Genomic DNA, 20893 nt, shown 5'->3' with positions numbered 1-20893 from the left:
CTCACACCACCGTCACGTATCCGCCGATCCAGCCCTGCAGCGACGTCGTCCACGTCGTCCACAGGCCCGTGACCAGCGCCAGACCGATGAGCACCAGCAGCCCGCCGCCGATCCGCATGATCGCGAGACGGTGCCGGCGCAGGAACCCGAGCATGCGCTGCGAGCTCTGCAGCCCCAGCGCGATGAGGAGGAAGGGCACGCCCAGCCCGAGGCAGTACGCGACGCCGAGGATCGCGCCGCGCCCCGCCGACGCCTCGCTGAGCGACAGCGCCTGGACGGCGACGAGCGTCGGGCCGAGGCACGGGGTCCAGCCGAGCCCGAACACGATGCCGAGCAGCGGCGCCCCCCACAGCCCGGCCTGCGGGCTCACGTGCAGGCGCCGCTCGCGCTGGAGGAAGGGCAGCGCGCCGAGGAACGCGAAGCCCATGAGGATGACGACCACGCCGAGCACGCGCGTGATGACGTCCTCCCAGCGGACCAGGTGCACGCCGATCGCGCCCGCGGCGAACATGAGCGCCACGAACACGAGCGTGAACCCGGCGACGAACAGCCCGACGCCCGCGAGCACGCGTCCCCGGCTCGGTGCAGCGACCCGGGTGGCCGTCGTCGTGCCCCCGGACGCCTTGCCCCCGTCGCCGGTGGTGGCGGCGGCCATGCCCGAGACGTAGCCGACGTACCCCGGCACCAGCGGCAGCACGCACGGGGACGCGAACGAGACGAGGCCCGCGATGACCGCGACGGGCACCGCGAGCAGCATCGAGCCGCTCCACACGGTCGTCGCGAAGGTGTCGCCGATGCTCGACGCGGCGCCCGCGGGGACCGCGGCGGCGAGGGGCGTGAGGACGGGCACGGTCAGCTCTCGGCGAGGACGTCGTCGACCAGGGCGGTGAGCGTCGAGCCCTCGACGAGCCCGATGACGCGCGCCGCGACGCGGCCCTCGCGGTCGAGCACGACGGTGGACGGCACGGCCTGGAGCGGGACGGTGCCCGAGAGCGCCGCGACGACCTCGCCGGACCGGTCGTCGATCGACGGGTAGGGGACGTCGAACCGGCGCTGGAACGCCTGGGCGGCGCCCGCCTCGTCGGTCGTGTTGATCCCGAGCACCTGCACGCCGTCGTCGGCGCGGTCGTTGGCGAGCGCCACGAGGTCGGGCGCCTCGGCCCGGCACGGCGCGCACGCCGCGTACCAGGTGTTGAGCACGACGACGTCCCCGAGCCACGCGCTCGTGTCGACCTGCTCGCCCTCGTAGTCCGTGCCCGTGAGCGCGACGACGTCGCCGCGCTCGTCGGCGTCCCACGTGCGGACCGACCCGTCGCCCGAGACGAAGCCCTGCCCCACGACGTCGGTCGAGGCGCCGGAGTCCTGGGCGCACGCCGCGAGACCGAGGGTCGCGGCGAGCACGACGGCGCCCGTCAGCGCACGGCGCACGGGTCGCCGACGCGACGGCAGGGCAGCGGCCCGCGCCTCGACGGAGAGGGGGCGCGCGGCACGCGCGCGCGAGTCGGCGGTCACGACGGCATCACGGGACGCACCCTGCCCGCGCTTCCTGAACGGGACCTGAGAGACGTGACCTCCGCCACGCCCGAACCGTGCAGTTCGGGCGCGACGGCCGTGGCGACAGCGCTGGACATGACCGACGTCACGCCCCGGAGACGGTCGCCGCGCCCGGGAGGAGGTCCGCGACCGGCTCGGTGTAGTGCAGGCCGACCAGGCGGTCGTCCTCGAAGTGCAGCGACGTGAGCGACGCGAGCGAGCACTCGCGCTTGCGCGGGTCGTGCCAGAGCCGGCGGTTCTCGAAGCTCAGGCGCGTGAGCCACACGGGGAGCTGGTGGCTGACGAGCAGCGCCTCGTGCCCGGCCGCCTTGTCCCGCGCGTCGGCGACGGCGGCCCGCATGCGCGCGACCTGCTCCACGTACGGCTCGCCCCACGACGGGCGGAACGGGTTCCACAGGTAGGGCCAGTGCTGCGGGTGCCGCAGCGAGCCGTCCCCGACGCCGAAGGTCTTGCCCTCGAAGTGGTTCGCGGCCTCGATGAGCCGCTCGTCCGTGCCCAGCTCGAGGCCGAACGCCTCGGCGGCAGGCGTCGCGGTCTCCTGCGCGCGCTGCAGCGGCGAGGCCACGACGACCGTGAGGTCGGCGCGGGGGCGCGACGTGCCGTCGGGCCCGGGCTCGCCCGCGAGGTGCGCGGCGACGCGGCGGGCCATCTCGTGGCCGCGCTCGGAGAGGTGGTAGCCGGGGATCCGGCCGTAGAGGACGCCGTCGGGGTTGTGGACCTCGCCGTGGCGCAGGAGGTGGACGATGGTGGAGACCATGCCCACCAGTGTCCCGCACTCGGGGCGGGTGCACGCCACCGCGGGCCGGCGCGACGGGCCGGGACGGGCGGTCAGGCGTCGCGGTCGGCCTTGCACGCCTCCGCGACGGCCGCCATCGCCTCGCCCAGCGCCCGGAACTGCTCCGGCGTGAGCACGTCGACGAGGTACCGGCGCACGGCCGCGACGTGTGCGGGCGCCGACGCGACGAGCACGCGGTAGCCCTCGCTCGTCATCGCGCAGTTCACGCCGCGGCGGTCGCCCGAGCTCGCGGAGCGCCGGACCAGGCCGCGCGCCTCCATGCGCGCGACGGTGTGCGTCACGCGGCTGCGCGAGCGGGCGAGCCCGTCCGCGAGCGCCGACATGCGCAGGGTGTGGTCGGGGCTCTCGGAGAGGCGCACGAGCAGCTCGTACTCGTTGAGCGACACCTCGGACCGTTCCTCGTGGTCACGGCCGAGCGCCTCGATGAAGCGCACGGTCCCGTCGAGGTACGCGCGCCACAGGCGCTGCTGCTCCGCGTCGAGCCAGCGCGGCTCGGCGGCGTGGGCGGCGGGGGTGCGGACGGTGCTCGCCGTCGGGCTGTCGACGTCGTTGCGGGTCATGGGTCCTCGGCGGTGCGGGAGGGGCTGGGGGCGTGGGGGGTCGGAACATTGTTCCACCCCACGGGAATAGACGGACCGAGGGGTGCTGTTGATACGCTCGTTCCGAAGTTGAACGTTCAACCACTTGGTCCGCCCGGACCCCGACCACCCGCAGGAGCACCCATGGCCTCGTCGCTGCCCGCCGGCCTCACCGCCGGTACCTACGCCCTCGACGCGTCGCACTCGCAGGCGTCGTTCACCGTCCGCCACGCCGGGATCTCGAAGGTCCGCGGCACCCTCGCGATCACCGACGGCACGATCACCGTCGGCGACGACCTCGAGTCGACGTCCGTGACCGCCCAGCTCGACGCCGCGTCCGTGAGCACGGGCGACGAGAACCGCGACAACCACCTGCGCAGCGCCGACTTCTGGGACGCGGAGAACAAGCCGACGTGGACGTTCACGTCGACGCGCATCACGGGCGACGGCGACGACTACGTCGTGGCCGGCGACCTGACGATCAACGGCGTCACCAAGCCGGTCGAGCTCGAGACGGAGTTCGCGGGCACCGCGACCGACCCGTTCGGCAACCCGCGCGCGGGCTTCGAGGCGACCACCGAGATCTCGCGCAAGGAGTTCGGCCTCACCTGGAACGCCGCGCTCGAGACCGGCGGCGTGCTCGTCGGCGACAAGATCAAGATCGCGCTCGACGTCTCGGCCATCAAGCAGGCCTGACCGTCGTCCCGGGCACGCCCGGGCGCGACCGGCACCCTCCGGCAGGGGTGCCACCCCGAGGGGCCGCGTGCACCGGCACGCGGCCCTTCGTCGTCCCCGCGTCCGAACGCCGGGGCCGCTCAGCGCTCCTGCGACGCCGCGAGGGCGCGGGCCTGCGAGTGGAACGCGAGGATCTGCAGCTCGCTGCCGACGTCGACGCCGCGCACGTCGACGTCCGCCGGGACCTGGAGCGCACGCGGCGCGAAGTTGAGGATCTCGCGCACCCCCGCCGCGACCACGCGGTCCGCGACCGCCTGCGCGTGCGCCGCGGGCGTCGCGAGGACGACGATCGACACCTTCTCGCGCTCCACGACCTCCTCGAGCGCGTCGACGTGCTCGACGACGAGGCCCGCGGCCCGCGTCCCGACGACGTCCGGCGACGCGTCGAGGAGCGCCGCCACGTGGAAGCCGCGCTGCTCGTAGCCCGAGTAGTTCGCGAGCGCGTGCCCCAGGTTGCCGATCCCGACGATCGCGATGCGGTGCTCGTCGACGAGGCCCAGGGCCTCGGTGATGTACTGCGCGAGCGAGTCGACGTCGTAGCCCACGCCGCGCGTGCCGAACGACCCGAGGAACGACAGGTCCTTGCGCAGCTGGGCCGGGCCCACGCCGGACAGCTCCGCGAGCTCGACCGACGACGTCGTCCCGACGCCCCGCGCCACGAGGTCCCGCAGCGCGCGCAGGTAGGACGGGAGCCGCGCCACCGTCGCGCTCGGGATCCCCGGCGCCGTCACCTCACCGACTACCTGCTCAGCCACCGTCACTCCGTCGTCCAGGGACCGTCCTCGTCGACGGTCACGCTCCACGGGAGGAATCATCCCAGGTCCGCGCGCGGCGCCGAAATCCGGGCCACCGCACGCGCCAGCCGACGCGCGTCCACGCGCCAGAAGCCCTGCTGCACGCCGCCGACCGTGACGACCGGCACGTACTCCCCGTACTGCTCGCGCAGCGCCGGGTCCGCGCCCGGCGCGTCGACGTCGACCTCCGCCCACGCGACGCCGGCCTCGCGGCACACCGCCTCGACGACCGTCCGTGCGTCGTCGCACAGGTGGCAGCCCGCGCGACCGAACAGCAGGACCGGGGCGGGGGCGTCGGGGGTGCTCACGCCTCCCAGGGTACGAGGCCCCGGCAGGCCGACCGCCTAGAGTGGAGGCATGGCGACGTCTCCCGGCCCGGGCCCCGACCCGACCTCCCGGCCGACGCTCCCCGAGGAGGCGCCCGCGCGCGCCCCCGGTCCGCCGCACCGCACCGCCGCGTTCTTCGACGTCGACAACACGATCATCCGCGGCGCCTCGTCGTTCCACCTCGCGCGCGCCCTGTACCAGCGCGAATTCTTCTCGACGCTCGACATCGTGCGCTTCGCCGTGCACCAGGCCCGGTACCTCGCGTTCGGCGAGAACAAGCAGCAGATCGACCGCATCCGCTCGCGCGCCCTGGACCTCATCGCCGGGCGCTCCGTCGCGGAGGTCACCGCGATCGGCGAGGAGGTCTACGACACCGTCCTGTCGCTGCGCATCTACCCCGGCACGCGCCGCCTGCTCGACGAGCACCTCGCGGCCGGGCACCAGGTGTGGCTCGTCTCCGCGACCCCCGTCGAGATCGGCGAGCTCATCGCGCGCCGGCTCGGAACGACGGGCGCGCTCGGCACCGTCGCGGAGCACGAGGACGGCTTCTACACGGGACGGCTCGTCGGCGACATGATGCACGGCCGCGCCAAGGCTGCCGGGGTGCGGGCGCTCGCCGAGCGCGAGGACATCGACCTCGAGGCGTCGTACGCGTACGGCGACTCGCTCAACGACGTGACGATGATGGAGGCCGTGGGGCACCCGTGCCCCATCAACCCGGACGCCCGCCTGCGCCGCCACGCGCAGGACGTCGGCTGGCCCATCCGCGAGTTCCGCGGGCGGCGGCGCCGCGTCGCCCGCAGCAGCGTCCGCACCGCGAGCTGGGCCGGCGCCGCCTGGGCCGCCGCGCTCGTCCTGCGCTCCGTGCGCCGCGCCGTCGACCGGCGCATCGCCCGCTTCTGACCCCGCCCGGGCCGCGCCCGGAGACGCGTCGAGCCCGGTCCCTCGGGAGGGGCCGGGCTCGACGACGGGTCGGCGCGTCAGGACGCGCGCGACGTCACTTCTTGTTACGACGCTGGTGACGCGTCTTGCGAAGCAGCTTGCGGTGCTTCTTCTTGGCCATGCGCTTGCGGCGCTTCTTGATGACGGAGCCCATACGGTCCTCGCAATGCTCGAGCGGCGTGTCGGTCGGCGACCGGTCGACCGGCCGCGGGTGGTCCACGGTTGATCGGGGCCCCGGCGACCACGAGGGCGCCGCAAGCCGACCAACACGAGAGAAATCCGCCCCCTAGCCTACCCGCTCGCGCCCGTGCCCCGGTACGCGACCGGTCGCGGGGCGTCTCAGTCGAAGTGCGCGTCGAGGCCCAGCAGCGGGAAGACGGCCCGGCGCGTGGCCGCGACGGCGCGGTCGACGTCGTCGTCCGGGTCGTACCCGCTGCTCCACCGCCGGACCTCGACCTCGGGCCCGAACGCGAGCGGCGCGTCGAACCCGGCGACCTCCGCCACGCGCTCGCGCCACTCCGCGGGCAGGGGCACGCCCGCGGTGACGGGCCGGTGCACGACCTCCCCCACGACGGCCGACCACACGAGCGGCACGACGCGCGCGATCGCGTACCCGCCCCCGCCGAGCGCGAGCCACCGCCCGTCGGTCAGCTCGTGCGCGAGCCCGTGCATCCAGGTGGCGGCCGTGCGCTGCGCGTCGACGGACACGTCGAGGTCGGACAACGGGTCCTCGCCGTGCGCGTCGCACCCGTGCTGGGTGACGAGCACCTCGGGACGGAACGCGCGCAGCACGGGCGGCACGACGGCGTCGACCGCGCGCAGCCAGCGGGCGCCGTCGGTGCGGCGCGGGAGCGCGACGTTGACCGCCGTCCCCTCGGCGCCGGGGCCCCCGAGGTCGGTCGGGTGGCCCGTCCCGGGGAAGAGCGTCGCGCCGCTCTGGTGGACGGAGACGGTGAGGACGCGCGGGTCGTCCCAGAACGCCTCCTCGACGCCGTCGCCGTGGTGGGCGTCGAGGTCGACGTACGCGACGCGCTCGACGCCGTCGTCGAGCAGGCGCCGGATCGCGACGGCCGCGTCGTTGTAGACGCAGAAGCCCGACGCCGCGCCCGCCTTCGCGTGGTGCATGCCGCCCGCGACGTTCACCGCGTGCCGGGTGCGACCCGCCGCGATCTCGCCCGCCGCCTCGTACGAGCCCGCGACGATCCGCGCGGCGGCCTCGTGCATCCCGCGGAAGACCGGGTCGTCCTCGGTGCCGAGGCCGCGGGCCGGGTCGGGCGTGCCGTGCTCCGACGCCGCGCGCACCGCCGCGACGTACGCGGGCTCGTGCACGAGCTCGAGCACGTCGTCGGACGCGGGCTCGGGCCGCACGACCCGCAGGTCCGCGTCGTCGTCGAGCAGGCCGAGGGCGCGCACGAGCCCCATCGTCAGGTCGAGCCGGGCCGGCGCCATCGGGTGGCCGGGACCGAAGTCGTAGCCGAGGAGCTCGGGGCTCCACACGACGCAGGCTCCGGGCGCCGCAGCCGCCCCGGTCGGGGCGGGCGACGACGTCGGGTCGGTCGTGGGCATGGCTCACGGTAACGCCCGACGGCGCGCCCCCGCCCCACCGACCGCGCGACGGACCGCGCGCGACCGCCGGTCCGGGCCTCCGCCGGGTCTCCGCGAGCCCCCGGTGCGGCGTCCGGGCCCGCGAGCGGGCATGATGTCCCGGCGCCGGAGCGGCGACATGACGGGCCACCGGGCCCGTGGCAGAGTGGCGCGAGTGGTGAGGGAGGCTCCATGCCGACGAGCATGACCGGGCGCCTGTTCCGGGGGCGGGAGATCGTCGACCGCCTCGCCCGGCAGTCCCCCGCCCGCCTCGCCGTCACCGTGTTCGCCGCCGTCATCGCCGTCTTCACCGCCCTGCTCATGGCGCCCTGGGCGACGGCGAGCGGCCGGTCCGCGCCCTTCGTCGACGCGTTCTTCACCGCCACGTCGGCCGTGTGCGTCACCGGTCTCGTCGTGGTCCCCACGGGGACCTACTGGTCGGGGTACGGGCAGGTCGTCATCCTGCTCGGCATCAAGATCGGCGGCCTCGGCGTCATGACGCTCGCGTCGATCCTCGGCATGGCCGTGTCCCGGCGCATCGGCCTCACGCAGAAGCTCCTCACCGCGTCGGAGACGAAGACGACGCGCCTCGGCGAGGTCGGCTCGCTCGTGCGGGTCGTCATCATCACCTCGACGTCGCTCGAGCTCCTCATCGCGCTGCTCCTGCTGCCGCGGTTCATCGTGCTGGAGGAGACGTTCGGCGAGGCCGCGTGGCACGGCATCTTCTACGGCATCTCCGCCTTCAACAACGCGGGGTTCATCCCGACGGAGCACGGCCTCGCGCCGTACGTCGGCGACTGGATGCTGTGCCTGCCGATCATCCTCGGCGTGTTCATCGGCTCCCTCGGCTTCCCCGTCATCCTCAACGTCATGCGCAACCGCCGCCGGGCCTCCAAGTGGAGCCTGCACACCAAGCTCACGCTCACGACGAGCGCGGCGCTCGTCGTCGTGGGCACGGTGCTCTTCGCGGCCGTCGAGTGGGGGAACCAGCGGACCCTCGGGCCCCTCGACCTCGGCGAGAAGCTCCTCGCGTCGCTCTTCGCGGGCGTCATGCCGCGCTCCGGCGGCTTCTCGACCGTGGACACCGGCGGCATGCACGAGGCGAGCTGGCTCATCACCGACGCGCTGATGTTCGTCGGTGGCGGCTCCGCGTCGACCGCGGGCGGCATCAAGGTCACGACGCTCGCCGTCATGCTCATCGCCATCGTGTCCGAGGCGCGCGGCGACCGGGACATGGAGGCGTTCGGGCGACGCATCCCGCGCGACACCCTCCGGCTCGCGGTCGCGGTGTCGTTCGTCGGTGCGACGGCGGTGCTCCTGTCGAGCCTGCTCCTGCTGGAGATCACCGGCGAGACGCTCGACGTCATCCTCTTCGAGACCATCTCGGCGTTCGCGACCGTCGGCCTGTCGACCGGCATCACGCCCGACCTGCCCGACGCCGGGAAGTACGTCCTCATCGCGCTCATGTTCGTCGGGCGCACGGGCACCATGACGTTCGCCGCCGCGCTCGCGCTGCGCGACCGCCGCCGGATCGTGCGCTACCCCGAGGAGCGCCCCATCATCGGGTGAGCAGGCCCGCCCGGCGGCGCGACCGCCGGACGCGACCGCCGCACGAGACCTCACCGACACGCCAGACACCGCACCACCGGACCGACGAAAGGCCCCACCGTGACCGACCCGTTCACCCGCGCCGCCGACGGGAAGGACGGCGCGTCCGCGGACCCCGTCGCCCAGCGCATCGTCGAGCGCGGCCGCGCGGAGCGCGCGCGCCGGGACGAGGCGAAGGCCCCGCGCAAGGACGCGGGCGTCCTCGTCATCGGCCTCGGCCGCTTCGGGACCGCGATCGCCGCGACGCTGGACCGTCTCGGGCAGGACGTGCTCGCCGTCGAGCGCGACCCCGACCTCGTCGCCCAGTGGAGCGGACAGCTCCCGCTCGTCGAGGCCGACGCCTCCAACCCGGTCGCGCTCGAGCAGCTCGGCGCACGCGACTTCCCCGTCGCGGTCGTGGGCGTGGGCACGTCGCTCGAGGCGAGCGTGCTCATCACCGGAAACCTCGTCGACCTCGGCACGCCCCAGATCTGGGCCAAGGCGATCTCGGCGGAGCACGGGCGCATCCTCCAGCGCATCGGCGCGCACCACGTCGTGTTCCCCGAGGCCGACGCCGGCTCACGCGTCGCGCACCTCGTCTCCGGGAAGCTGCTCGACTACATCGAGGTCGAGGACGGGTTCACGATCGTCAAGATGCGGCCGCCCCGCGAGGTGCAGGGGTTCACGCTCGCGCAGTCGAAGGTGCGCGAGCGGTACGGCGTCACCGTGATCGGCGTGAAGTCGCCCGGCGAGGAGTTCCTCTACGCGACCCCCGAGACCCGGATCAGCGCGAACGACCTGCTCATCGTGTCGGGTCACGCCGACCTCCTGGAGCGGTTCGCCGCTCGGCCGTGAGGGTCGGGTCCGGTCGGGTTCGATCGGGTTCGATCGGGTTCACAGCCCGCGGATCGGGTCCGCGGTGGGGTCGGACCGTGCGCTCGGACTGGCGCACCGTCGCCCTGGTCCTCCGGGCGGAGGTCTGAGGAGTGCGCCTTGACGTCCTTCGCGCACGGTCCGACCCCACCGCTCGTCCTGGCCGTCGCCCTGGTCTTCCCGGCGGAGGTCGAAGAAGTCCACCTTGACGTCCTTCGCGCACAGTCCGACCCCACCGCTCGTCCTGGCCGTCGCCCTCCGTCCCGTGGTCCGGGTCCGGGTCCGGTGGTCGCGCGCGGTCGGCCTGGCGCTGTCGTGCCACCCGGGTCCCGACGTTCGCGCCACGGGAGCCCAGGGCTGTCGTGCCGCGGGGCCGCACCGTACGGTCCTCCCGCGCGGTCTCACCGACCTCGGCCGGTCGGGGTCAGGAGGGTGGGCGGTGCAGGACGAAGAGGCCTCGGTGCAGGGGGCGGTCGTGGCGGTCGGCGTCGGTCGCGACGTACTCGTCGAGGACGGCGAGGATACGGCGGTCGAGCTCGGCGACGTCGTCGTCGGAGAGGTGCAGGTAGAACGCCGCGGACGTGGTGACGGCGTCCGGACCGGCGGCGAGGGCGTCGTCGAGCGCCGCGGCGACGGGGCCGAACCGCGCGCCAGGCGCGGCGTCGCGCAGCGGGTCGTCGAGCCACCACGTGGCGCCCGTGGCGCGGTAGGGCCGCTCGAGCGCCCCGCCCGCCCCCGTGCGGACCTCCGCGGGCTCGAGCAGCCCGGCGCGCACGAGGAGCCGGACGTGGTGCAGCGCCGTGCCCGGCGGGACGCCGAGGTGGTCGGCGAGCTCCTTGTTCGTCATCTCGCGCGTGCCGCACTGCCGCACGATGCGCTGGCGCAGCGGGTGCGCGAGCGCCTTCGCCTCGAGGGCGGTGGGCGGACGACGGCCCGGGACGTCGGGGGCGCGCGGCCCGGGGGCGGGCCCGGCGCCGGGGTCCGGGATCGACTGCGGAGTCGGCTCCGGGGTGGGCTCGGGGGTCATGGGCTCATCGTACGGACCTCCGATCGATAGTGCTCGATCGATTGGGGTTTCTCGATCACTGTGCCATGCTGGGCGGCATGGCCTCTCGATCCGGGCGCCGCCGCCCCGCCGCCGCACCCCTCGGCGCGCCGTTCCGGCGCCTGTGGGCCGCGTCCACCGTGTCGAACCTCGCCGACGGGGTGCTCAAGGTCGCGCTCCCGCTCGTCGCGGTCCGGTACACCGAGTCGCCGGCGCTGGTCGCGGGGCTGACGTTCGCCCTCACGCTCCCGTGGCTGCTCTTCGCGCTGCCCGCGGGCGCGCTCGCCGACCGCCTGGACCGGCGGCTTGCGATGGTCGGCGCCAACGTGGCCCGCGCGGTCCTCGTGGTCGCGCTCGCGGCCGTCGCGCTCGTGCCCGACGCCGGGAGCGTCGCCGTGCTCTACGTCGTCGCCTTCGCCGTCGGCGTCACGGAGACGCTGTACGACACCTCGGCGCAGTCGATCCTCCCGCAGGTCGTGCCGCGCACCGCGCTCCCCCGCGCCAACGGGCGCCTCTACGCGGCGGAGCTCACCGCGAACCAGTTCGTGGGGCCGCCCCTGGGCGGGCTGCTCGTGGCCGCGGGCGCCGCCGTCGCGTTCGGCGTCCCCGGAGCGCTCTGGGCGCTCGCCGTGGTGCTGCTGCTCGGGCTCCCGGGCACGTACCGGACGGTGCGCGCGACCCGCACGACGCTGCGCGCGGACGTCGCCGAGGGCCTGCGGTTCCTGTGGCACGACCGCATCCTGCGCACGCTCGCGATGATGGTCGGCGGCATCAACTTCGCGAGCAACGCCGCGTTCGCGGTCTTCGTGCTCTACGCCGTCGGCCCCGACTCGCCCCTCGGCCTGTCCGAGCCGGCGTACGGCGTGCTCCTCACCGCGACGGCGGTCGGGGCGTTCGCGGGGTCGTTCGTCGCCGAACGCGTCGTCGGGACGATCGGGCGTGCGCGCTCCCTCGCGCTGACGATCCTCGGCACGGTCGCCCTCGTCGGCGTCCCCGCGGTGACGACCAGCGCATGGGTGATCGGCGCCGTCTTCGCGGTCGGCGGTGCCGGGATCGCCGTGTGGAACGTCGTGACGCTGTCGCTGCGCCAGCGCATCACGCCCGACGCCCTGCTGGGCCGGCTCAACGCGTGCTACCGGCTCCTCGCCTGGGGGACGCTGCCCCTCGGCGCCGCCGTGGGCGGCCTGCTCGGCGAGCTCTTCGGCCTGCGCACGGTGTTCGTGGTCATGGCGGTGGTGTCCGGCGCGACGCTCCTGGGGATGCTCGTCGTCGACGACCGGGCGATGGACGCCGCGGAGGCGGCCGCGGACGCACGCGACGCCGACGCGCGTCTGGCCGACGCCGCGCGGCCTGGCGCCGAGGCGGAGCCGCAGCCGGAGAGCTGACCCTGCGGGCGCGCCGGAGGGGCGCGCCGACGGGGTGCGCCCGGAGAGGTGCGCAGGCTCAGGCCGCGCCGCCCCTGCCTGCCCGACGGCGCAGCGCCGCCCCGGCCAGGACCGCCGCCCCGGCCAGCGCCGCGGCGAGGCCCAGGCCCGCGCCCGTCGTCGCCAGGCCCGGGCGCGAGGAGCCCGGCCCGCCGCCCTCCGCCGCACCACCCGACCCGCCCGCTCCCCCAGGCCCCGCGGACGGCGTCGTCCCGGGCTCGTGCGGCTCGCCGGGGGCGGCGAGCACGAGGAAAGGCTCGGACACCACGTCGGCGCCACCCGCGGTCGGGACGAGCCGCACGTGGTGCTCGCCCGGCGTCGTACCCGCGGGGATCGTCGCGACGAAGAGGAACGCCCCGTCGGCGTCCGTCGTGACGGTGCCCAGGAGCACGGGATCGCTCTCGAGCCAGACCTCGTGGACGGCGTGCGGCGCGAGGCCGGTCCCGCGCAGCTCGAGCCTGCCGCCGACGACGAACGGCCCGGACCCGACGACGGCCACGCGCGGCGCCGTCGGCACCGCGCGCTCGGTGATCTCGACGCTGACGCGCACGCCGTCGGCGGGGTCCGTGACCGAGATCGCGGCCGGGGCGGCGGCCGCTGCAGGGATGGTGGTCGGCGGTGTCGCGCCGGCCGTGCCCGCGGGCACGACGAGCGAGCCGGCGAGCACGAGGGCGGCGAGCAGCCTGCGGGTGGTCGTCGTCACGCGAGGAACCTCTTCGTCCGGCCCGGGGCGGGCACCGCTGGGTCGCCCCCGAACCCGACTGGACGGGCGTCCAGTTCACGGACATCCTGCCATCCTGGACGCCCGAACTGAACACCCGTCCAGTTTGTTCACCCACGCGTAGCACCGCCGTCGACAGGCGGGCACGGCTCGGCCCCCGCCGCTCCGCGGAGCGACGGGGGCCGAGCCCGGACCCGGGCCGTGCCGGCACACCACCCGGGGGTCCGGCACCCCCGGCCCGGCCGAGGCCGGACCGGGGGACGGTCAGGCGCAGTCGAGCGCGTCGACCGCCGCCTCGCGCGTGGCCGTCACCTCCCGGCCGTCGAGGGTCGCCACGCCGGTCACCGTGACCGTGCCCGCCGGGACCGCCGTCGTGCGGGCGGCGAACGACTGGTACGTGTTCTTCCCCGGCGCGACGTCGGCGACCGTCTTCTCCCCGTACGGCGTCGTGAGCGTCAGCGTGACGGGGACGTCCTCCCCGTTCGTCGCGCGGACCGCGACGTACGCCTTCCCCGCGAGGCAGCGCGGCGCGACCTCGACCGCGAGGTCGAGCTCGGGCGCCGGCGGCTGCTCGCCGTACGCCGCGAGGAGCGCGGCGTGCTCGGCGGCCGTGATCGGCAGGACGGTGCCGTGGCGCGGGCTGCTCGGCAGGTGCGCGTCGACCGACGTCCACACGCCCGAGTCAAGGTCGGTGGACTCGAGCGGCAGGTAGCCCTGGCCGCCGTGATAGCTCGGCTGGTCGACGAAGAGGTACCACTTCTCCTCGGTGTTCGACTTGAAGACGGTCGGCCCCTCGCCCGCGGTGAGGGTGCCGCCCCACGGGTTGGGCTGGCCGTAGCCGATCTTCTCGGCGACGAGGTCCCAGTCGGTCGAGCGCAGGTCCGTCGACTTCTCGAGGCGCGGGATCATGTACGCCTCGTCCTTGGTGAACCGGTAGTAGGTGCCCTCGTGCTCGACGATCGACGAGTCGATCATCCCCAGCCCGTTGCCGCGCTTCTCGTCGATCCACACCTGCGGCTCGGAGAACGTCACGAAGTCGCGCGTCGTGGCGTACATCATGCGCTGGTAGGAGTCGGCGATGCGGCGGCCGTCGGTCGACGTCGTCGGGTAGAGCGCCGAGGCCCAGTAGACGATGTACTCGCCGCGCTGCGCGTCCCAGAACGCCTCGGGCGCCCACGTGTTGCCCGCGTACGCGCTCGACACCGTGACCATGCGCTGGTCGGACCAGTGCACGAGGTCGGTCGACTCCCAGATCATCAGCGCGCGCGACCCGCGCTCCTGCGCGTTGCCGAAGTTGTTGCCGCCGTAGATGCGCAGGTCGGTCGCGAGGAGGAAGAACCGGTCGCCCTCGGGCGAGCGGATGATGAACGGGTCGCGCAGGCCCTTCTCGCCGAGCGTCGACGTGAGCACGGGCTCGCCGTCGTTGAGCTCGACCCAGTCGAGCGGGTCGTTCCCGTTGCTCGCGCTGAAGTAGACCGACTCGCCGTCCGCGGTGCTCTCCCCCTCGAAGTACGGGAAGAAGTAGCCCTCGTAGTCGGCGGCGGCCGGCAGCGGGCGGACCGTCGCGTCGTAGGTGTGCGTCGCGGTCGCGCCGTCCTTGGTCGCCGTGACGGTGAGCCGCACGACGGCGGCCGGCTCGCCGTGGGCGGGTCGGGTCACCTCGCCCGTGGCCGAGACGGTCGCGGGGTCGGAGCTCTCCCACGTGAGGGCGGAGCCGTTGGCCCCCTCGGCCGGCAGCGTGAGGTTGCCGCGCACGTCGTCGAGGTGCGGCACGACGACGTGGCTCGCGTCCCACGCCACGGCCTCGGCGGGCGCGAGGTGGGCCAGGACCGTGACGTCGATCTGCGCGGTGCGCGCGACCGCGCCGCGCGTGACGAGGGCCGTGAGGGTCACGGTCGCGTCGTCCTCGCCCGCGGCGGGCCGGGTGACCTTCCCCCTGGCGCTGACGACGCCCGCGTCCGACGACGTCCACGTGACGATCGAGCCCTGCGCCCCCGTGGTGGGCAGCACGAGGTCGGCGGTGACCGCGCTCGTGTCGCCGAGGTCGAGCGCGGCGAGGTCGGCGTCCGCGGCGGCCGTGGAGGTCCGGGCCGCGAGCTCGGCCGCCTCGGCCGGGCTCAGCGCACGGTCGTAGAGGCGGAAGTCGCGCACCTGGCCCTTGAGATAACGGTCGCCGGAGTAGAGCGAGCGGCCGACGTAGTTCGCGGTCGTCTGGCCGCCGCCGATCTGGCCGGGGTCGGTCGTGACGTTCGTGGCCTGCTTGACCTGCACGCCGTCCTCGTAGAGCGTCGCCGTCGTGCCGGTCAGCGTGTACGTGAGCGTCTTCCAGACGCCGCGCTGGAGGTTCGCGCCCTTGGTGACGGTCTGCTCGGTGGTCCAGCTCCCGGTCGCGATCGACGTGCGGTACGCGTTGCCGGTCGTGAACAGGTAGCCGTTGCCGTTGGACCCGCTCGTGTTGCCGAGCCCGTAGACGAAGTACGGCGTGCCCTGGTCCTGGCTCACGAGCACGTCGAGGCTCACGGTGGCGTCCGTGAGGCCCGCGAGCAGGTGGTCGGGCAGGTCGACGTAGTCGTCGGTCCCGTCGAGCGTCGTGCCGTCGGCCGTCGTCGTGCCGCCCACCACCGTGGCCGGGCCGAACGTCGAGCCCTCGGCGCGGTTCGCCGTCGTGCCGCCGGTCGTGCTCGCGGCGTCGAGCGGGTACCACGCGACGAGCCCGTCGTCGGTGGGGCCGCCGACGTCGGCCGCGGCCGGCGCCGCGACGGTGGCGGCGAGCGTCGTGGCGGCGAGCGCCCCCACGAGCCCGGCGGCGAGCGCCGAGCCTGCGCGATGTGTCAGGTCCATGTCGTCCTCTCCTCGTCGAGATGCAGGTGTGTCGCGAGGTAGAGCCCCGGTCCCGCGAGGTAGAGGCGTGGTCGTGACCACGCCTCTACCTCGGCTCACCGGGGCTCTACCTCGGGGGGGTCGTCAGCCGCAGGGGTGGGCGTCGTAGGCGACGTCGTAGGGCGTGGTGACCGGGGTGCCGTCGAGCACGGCCGTGCCGGTGACCGTCACGGTGCCCGCCGGGACCGACGTCGCCCTCGTCGCGAACGACTGGTAGGCGTTCGCTCCCGGGGCGACGCCCGCGAACGTCCTCGTGCCGTACGGGGTCGTGAGGGTGACGTCGGCGGGCACGTCGCCCGCGTTCGTCGCCCGCACCGCGACGTAGACCTTGCCCGCGAGGCACCGCGGGGTGGCCTCGACGGTCAGCTCGACCCGGGGCGCGGGGGCGACGTCGACCGGGTCCACGCTCTCGAGCGTCGGCACGACCTTCTGGATGAGGCCGTCCTCGCCGAACGTGAGGCGGTCGATCGTCGTCTCGCGGTTCGTCCCGTCGCCGCCGGGGATCGCGAACCGGTGGTACGCGATGTACCAGTCGTCGGTGCCCTCGACGTTGAGGATCGAGCTGTGCCCGGTCCCGAGGATGCCCTGCGAGGCGTCCTTCTCGAGGATCACACCGCGGTACGTCCACGGGCCGTCGATGCTGTCCGACGTCGCGTAGCCGACGCGGTAGTTCTCCGAGCCGGTGTCGTCGATCGAGTACGTGAGGTGGTAGACGCCGTCGCGGTAGTTGAGGAACAGGCCCTCGCGGAAGTCGGTCAGGCCGGGGATGCGTCGCAGCGTGTCCTGCTTGATCGACGTCATGTCGTCGTCCAGCTCCGCCATGACCGGGCCGTTCGACGGCCCGCCGTTGCCCCACAGGAGCCAGTACTTCCCGGTCTCCGGGTCGCGGAACGCGGCCGGGTCGATGGCCTGGCCGGACGTGACCGCCTCGCCGTTCGTGATCATCGCCGTCGGCTGCGCGGTGAACGGCCCCTCGGGGCTGTCGGCCACCGCGACGCCGATCGTCTTGCGGTCGTACGTCGGGTTGTGGCCGGAGAAGTAGAACCAGTACTTCCCGTCCCGCTCGATGATCGTGGGCGCCCACGCGTTGCCCGTCGCCCACGGGACGTTCCCGTTCGCGCCGTCGAGCGTGAGGAACGGCTGCTCCGAGCGCTCCCAGGTCACGAGGTCGGTGGACTTCCAGACGTAGAAGTCCTTGCCGCCCCAGCCCGGGGTGCCGTCGGTCGTGGCGTAGAGGTAGAACGTGTCGCCGAACTGCGCGATGTTCGGGTCGGCGTACGTCCCCGGGAGCACGGGGCTGCCCATCTGCTTCGCCTGGACCGTCCACGTGCGCGACGACCCGTCCGGCCCGCTCACCGTGTACTCCACGGGCTGCGTGAGGTCCTGCACCGAGCCGTTCCCGGGCGTGACGGTCGCGCGCGGCGAGACCGTGAGGACCGGCGCGAGCGCCGAGACGTCCGTGCCCGGCACGACGGCGAGCGTCACGGTCGAGCTCGCCCCGTCGACGATCGCGGGGACCTTGAGCGCGTCGAGCTCGGCGCCCGTGACGGCCGTGTGGTCCGCCCCGACCTGGTAGACCTCGTCGGCCGTGAGCGCACGGTCGTAGACCCGGAAGTCGCGCACCGAGCCCTTGAGGTAGCGGTCGCCCGAGTACAGGGAGCGGCCGATGTAGTTGGCGAGCGTCGAGCCGTTCCCGATGTCCTTCGGGTCGATGGTGACGCCGGTCTGGCGGCCCACCTCGACGCCGTCCTCGTAGAGCACGGCCGTCGTGCCGGACAGGGTGTACGTGAGGTGCTTCCACACCCCGCGCTGGAGGTTCGCGTTCTTGGTGACGGTCTGCTCGGTGGTCCAGTTCCCCGTCGCGATCGACGTGCGGTACGCGTTGCCCGTGGTGAACAGGTACCCGTCGCCCGCCGTGCCGCTCGTGTTGCCGAGGCCGTAGACGAAGTACGGCGTCCCCTGGTCGGTCGCGACCTTGACGTCGAGCGCGACCGTGACGTCGGTCAGCCCGGCGAGCAGGTGGTCGGGCAGGTCGACGTAGTCGTCCGTCCCGTCGAGGGTCACGCCCTCGCCCGTGCCGGAGAAGGCCGCGCCGTTGGTCAGCGTCGCCGGGCCGAACGACGACCCGGGCGCGGTGTTCGCCGCCGCCGTGCCGCTCGTCTCGTCGAACGCGTACCGCACCACGAGGCCCGGCACGTCGGCCGTCACCTCGACCGCCACGTACGCGGTGCGCGACCCGTCGGCGGTCGTCGCCGTGACGAGCGCGTGGCCCTCGCCGACGCCCGTCACGACGCCGTCGGCCGAGACCGTTGCGACGTCCGCGTCGTCCGACGCCCACGTGATCGCGCGCGCCGTCGCGTTCGCGGGCGTGACAGTCGCCGTGAGCTGCCGCGTGCCGCCGACGCCCACCTCGAGCGACTCGGGGGTGACGCTCAGGCCCTCGACGGGGACGACGTCGTCGGTCACGGTGACGACCGCGCGGGCGCGGACGCTCACCCCGCCGCCGAGCGTGCCGGCGACCTCGAACGAGCCCGCCTGCGCGTACGACGCCGGGTCGACCGCGTCCCACGTGACATCCGCCGAGCCCGTGGAGCCGTCGGCGAAGCGCGCCGTGACGCTCGCGGGCAGCACCGGCGCGGAGCCGGTCTGGACGATCACGGCGACGTCCTCGACGGACTCGACGAACGCGTCGGGCTGGTACGTGCGCAGCAGGCGGTCGTACTCGGCCTGCGTCACGGGGAGCACCGTGCCGTGGCGCGGTCGCGACGGCATCTCGTAGTCGGTGGACATGGTCCACTCGGCCGCGTCGAGCGAGGTCGACTCGAACGGCACGTAGCCGCGGCCGCCGAACTCGTCGATGAAGAGGTACCACTTCTCCTCGGTGTTCGACTTGAAGATCGTCGGGCCCTCGCCCTGGTTGATCCCGCCGCCGAGCGAGTTCGCCTTGCCGATGCAGTCGGTGATGAAGTCGTAGTCCGTCGAGCGCAGCTCGGCCGCCTTCTCCGCGAGGATGAACTTGGAGCACGGCGTGGACGACGTGTTGTTCCGCTCGTCCTTGGTGAACCGGTAGTACTGGCCGTCGTGCTGCGTCACGGTCGAGTCGATGACCGAGTAGCCCGGGTCGACCCACACCTGCGCCTCGCTGAACGTCACGAAGTCGCGCGTCGTGGCGTACATCATCCGGTTGTACGTGTTGCCGGTGTGGTCCGGGTCGTCCTCCGCGTAGAGCTTCGAGGCCCAGAACACGACGTACGCGCCGATCGTCTCGTCGTAGTACGCCTCCGGCGCCCACGTGTTGCCCGCGGTGTCGGGCGAGACCTGCACGAGACGCTGGTCGGTCCAGTTCACGAGGTCCGTGGACTCCCAGACCATGATCGACTTCGACCCCGTGCGCTGGGACGCGTCCCAGTTCCCGTTGCCGTAGATCTTGAGGTCGGTGGCGATCTGGTAGAACTTGTCGCCCTCGGGCGAGCGGATGATGAACGGGTCCCGCAGGCCCTTCTCCCCCAGCTCCGACGTGAGGACGGGCTGGTTGTCGTTGAGGTTCTGGTACTTCAGCGGGTCGTTGCCCTGGCTGAGCCCGAAGTAGACCTGCTCGCCCGTGGCGGTGCCCTCGCCCACGAAGTAGGAGAACAGGTAGCCCGCGAGGTCCTCCTGCTCGGGCAGCGGCGGCACGTGCGCCGCGAGCTCGCGCGTGGCGGTGGCCGCGCCGACCGTCACCGCCGCGGTGAGCGTCACGGTCTCGGCGTCCTCGCCGTGCGCCGGGCGCGTCACCTCGCCCGTCGGGGTGATCGTGCCCGACGACGACTCCCACGTCACGCTCGCGCCGTGCAGCCCCGTGGTGGGCAGCGTGAGGTTGCCGCGCACGTCGTCGAGGTTCGTCACCTCGAGCGCGGCGGCCGCGGCGTCGGCCTTCGCCTGGTCGCCGTCGCCCGGCAGGACCGTGACGTCGAACGTGCGGGTCGCGGTCGCGCCGCGCAGCGTCACCGTGGCGGTGAGCGTCGCGGTCGCCGGCTCGTCGCCCGCGGGGCGCGTCACCGCGCCGCTCGCGGAGACGACGCCCGCGTCGGAGCTCGACCACGCGACGGCGGAGCCACCGACGCCCTTCGCCGGGAGCGCGAGATCCGTGGCGACGGCGCTCGTGTCGCCCAGGTCGAGCGCGGCGGCGTCGGCCGCGACGGCGTCCTGCGCGGCGTCCGACGCGAGGTCGGCGACCTCCTGCACGGTGAGCGCGCGGTCGTAGAGCCGGAAGTCCTTCATGCGGCCCTTGAAGAAGTTGTCGGCGGCGTAGGCCGACTTCCCGAGCGCGTTCGCGGTCGTGGTGCCGCCGCCGATCGCGCCGGGCGTGATCGTCACCGCGGTGTTCTGCCCGACCTGGGTGCCGTCCTCGTACAGCCGCGCCGTGCCGCCCGCGAGCGTGTAGGTGACGGTCTTCCACACGCCGCGCTGGAGGGCGCCCGCGGGGGTCTTGGCCGTGTTCTGCTCGCGGCCCCACGCGAGGTCGGAGATCGTCGCGCGGTAGTTCGCGTTGCCCGTCGAGAACAGGTAGCCGTTCCCGGACTGCGGGGTCCCGACCGCCGCGTTGCCCAGGGTGTAGAAGAAGTAGTTGCCGCTGAGCGACGTGTCGACCCACACGTCCGCGCTCACCGTCACGGCGTCGTAGCCGGCCAGGAGGTCGTCGGGCAGGTCCACGTGGTTCGCGCCGCCGAACGTGAGCCCCTGTCCCGCGCGCCACCCGCCGCCCGAGCCGACGAGCGCGGCGTCGAGGCCGTGACCCGACGCGTCGTGCGCGACGGCGCCCTCGGTCTCGTCGAGCGGGAGCCAGAGCCGCAGACCGTCCGTGGTCGGCTCGGCCGCGGCGGGGACCGGTGCGGGCGCCGCGGGCATCGGGCCGGCGGCCGCCGCGCCCACGGGCGCGAGCGGGGCGACGAGCGCGAGGCCGAGCAGCGCCGCGAGCGAGCGGCGTCGGCGTCGGGCGCGGGGCTCCGCGGGCGTCGGGGGTGGTTCGTGGCGTGAGGTCATCGGTGACTCCTCGTCGTCGTGCCCGGCGTCG

General features: G+C 74.0%; 17 protein-coding genes. 5 read left to right on the top strand and 12 right to left on the bottom strand.

The window, feature by feature from the left end:
- Position 1: 1 nt before the first annotated feature.
- The 4 genes from RSE42_RS04640 to RSE42_RS04625 all read right to left on the bottom strand — a co-directional run bounded on the left by RSE42_RS04640 (position 2) and on the right by RSE42_RS04625 (position 2910).
- A complete protein-coding gene (locus RSE42_RS04640) occupies positions 2-796 on the bottom strand; it encodes a cytochrome c biogenesis CcdA family protein (protein WP_061269149.1) in 795 nt (264 codons plus the stop codon).
- Positions 797-852: 56 nt separating this feature from the next.
- A complete protein-coding gene (locus tag RSE42_RS04635; protein WP_061269150.1) occupies positions 853-1428 on the bottom strand; it encodes a TlpA family protein disulfide reductase in 576 nt (191 codons plus the stop codon).
- Positions 1429-1639: 211 nt separating this feature from the next.
- Complete coding sequence (locus RSE42_RS04630) at positions 1640-2311, bottom strand: histidine phosphatase family protein (RefSeq protein ID WP_043655743.1); 672 nt, start codon at positions 2309-2311, stop codon at positions 1640-1642.
- Between the two features lie 71 nt (positions 2312-2382).
- Entirely contained in the window at positions 2383-2910 is a 528-nt protein-coding gene (locus RSE42_RS04625; RefSeq protein WP_415297977.1) for a MarR family winged helix-turn-helix transcriptional regulator, read from the bottom strand.
- Positions 2911-3072: 162 nt separating this feature from the next.
- Here RSE42_RS04625 and RSE42_RS04620 point away from each other — a divergent pair, with 162 nt between their 5' ends.
- Positions 3073-3624 carry a YceI family protein gene (locus RSE42_RS04620; protein ID WP_009862579.1) on the top strand — a complete coding sequence of 184 codons (552 nt, stop codon included), beginning with the start codon at positions 3073-3075 and terminating at the stop codon, positions 3622-3624.
- Positions 3625-3743: 119 nt separating this feature from the next.
- Here the strand turns inward: RSE42_RS04620 and RSE42_RS04615 are convergent, their stop codons facing one another.
- On the bottom strand, positions 3744-4418 hold the full coding sequence (locus RSE42_RS04615) for a redox-sensing transcriptional repressor Rex (protein ID WP_021482510.1): 675 nt from the start codon (positions 4416-4418) through the stop codon (positions 3744-3746).
- A gap of 56 nt (positions 4419-4474) precedes the next feature.
- On the bottom strand, positions 4475-4765 hold the full coding sequence (locus tag RSE42_RS04610) for a glutaredoxin family protein (RefSeq protein ID WP_415297975.1): 291 nt from the start codon (positions 4763-4765) through the stop codon (positions 4475-4477).
- 49 nt (positions 4766-4814) lie between these two features.
- Between RSE42_RS04610 and RSE42_RS04605 the strand changes: the two genes are divergently transcribed.
- Complete coding sequence (locus tag RSE42_RS04605) at positions 4815-5687, top strand: HAD family hydrolase (RefSeq protein WP_415297972.1); 873 nt, start codon at positions 4815-4817, stop codon at positions 5685-5687.
- A gap of 94 nt (positions 5688-5781) precedes the next feature.
- On the opposite strand, the gene RSE42_RS04600 is transcribed toward RSE42_RS04605, so the two are convergent.
- Positions 5782-5880 (bottom strand): 30S ribosomal protein bS22, encoded by a 99-nt coding sequence (locus RSE42_RS04600; RefSeq protein ID WP_003792170.1) that lies wholly within the window; start codon positions 5878-5880, stop codon positions 5782-5784.
- Positions 5881-6065: 185 nt separating this feature from the next.
- Positions 6066-7292 carry an acetoin utilization protein AcuC gene (locus RSE42_RS04595; protein ID WP_415297970.1) on the bottom strand — a complete coding sequence of 409 codons (1227 nt, stop codon included), beginning with the start codon at positions 7290-7292 and terminating at the stop codon, positions 6066-6068.
- A gap of 210 nt (positions 7293-7502) precedes the next feature.
- Here RSE42_RS04595 and RSE42_RS04590 point away from each other — a divergent pair, with 210 nt between their 5' ends.
- Both RSE42_RS04590 and RSE42_RS04585 read left to right on the top strand, forming a co-directional pair.
- Positions 7503-8879, top strand: coding sequence for a TrkH family potassium uptake protein (locus RSE42_RS04590; protein WP_086149010.1), 1377 nt, complete (start codon positions 7503-7505; stop codon positions 8877-8879).
- A 168-nt stretch (positions 8880-9047) separates the two neighbouring features.
- Complete coding sequence (locus RSE42_RS04585; protein WP_043655776.1) at positions 9048-9752, top strand: potassium channel family protein; 705 nt, start codon at positions 9048-9050, stop codon at positions 9750-9752.
- A gap of 442 nt (positions 9753-10194) precedes the next feature.
- Here RSE42_RS04585 and RSE42_RS04580 read toward each other — a convergent pair whose 3' ends face one another.
- On the bottom strand, positions 10195-10797 hold the full coding sequence (locus RSE42_RS04580) for an ArsR/SmtB family transcription factor (protein WP_170963108.1): 603 nt from the start codon (positions 10795-10797) through the stop codon (positions 10195-10197).
- Positions 10798-10874: 77 nt separating this feature from the next.
- On the opposite strand from RSE42_RS04580, the gene RSE42_RS04575 reads away from it, so the two are divergent.
- Positions 10875-12200, top strand: a complete 1326-nt coding sequence (locus RSE42_RS04575; RefSeq protein ID WP_415297968.1) for an MFS transporter — start codon at positions 10875-10877, stop codon at positions 12198-12200.
- 58 nt (positions 12201-12258) lie between these two features.
- Here the strand turns inward: RSE42_RS04575 and RSE42_RS04570 are convergent, their stop codons facing one another.
- The 3 genes from RSE42_RS04570 to RSE42_RS04560 all read right to left on the bottom strand — a co-directional run bounded on the left by RSE42_RS04570 (position 12259) and on the right by RSE42_RS04560 (position 20862).
- The gene (locus RSE42_RS04570) at positions 12259-12942 is read right to left on the bottom strand and encodes a hypothetical protein (RefSeq protein WP_415297966.1); all 684 of its coding nucleotides are present in this window, start codon (positions 12940-12942) and stop codon (positions 12259-12261) included.
- 282 nt (positions 12943-13224) lie between these two features.
- On the bottom strand, positions 13225-15801 hold the full coding sequence (locus RSE42_RS04565; protein ID WP_415297964.1) for an immunoglobulin-like domain-containing protein: 2577 nt from the start codon (positions 15799-15801) through the stop codon (positions 13225-13227).
- A gap of 123 nt (positions 15802-15924) precedes the next feature.
- The gene (locus tag RSE42_RS04560; RefSeq protein ID WP_415297963.1) at positions 15925-20862 is read right to left on the bottom strand and encodes a family 43 glycosylhydrolase; all 4938 of its coding nucleotides are present in this window, start codon (positions 20860-20862) and stop codon (positions 15925-15927) included.
- Positions 20863-20893: the final 31 nt, after the last annotated feature.

This window comes from Cellulosimicrobium sp. SJTW-1, assembly GCF_047716875.1.
GTDB classification, from domain to species: domain Bacteria; phylum Actinomycetota; class Actinomycetes; order Actinomycetales; family Cellulomonadaceae; genus Cellulosimicrobium; species Cellulosimicrobium funkei.
The sequence above is the reverse complement of the archived record's forward strand: the minus strand, read 5'-3'. Positions and strand labels throughout refer to the sequence as shown.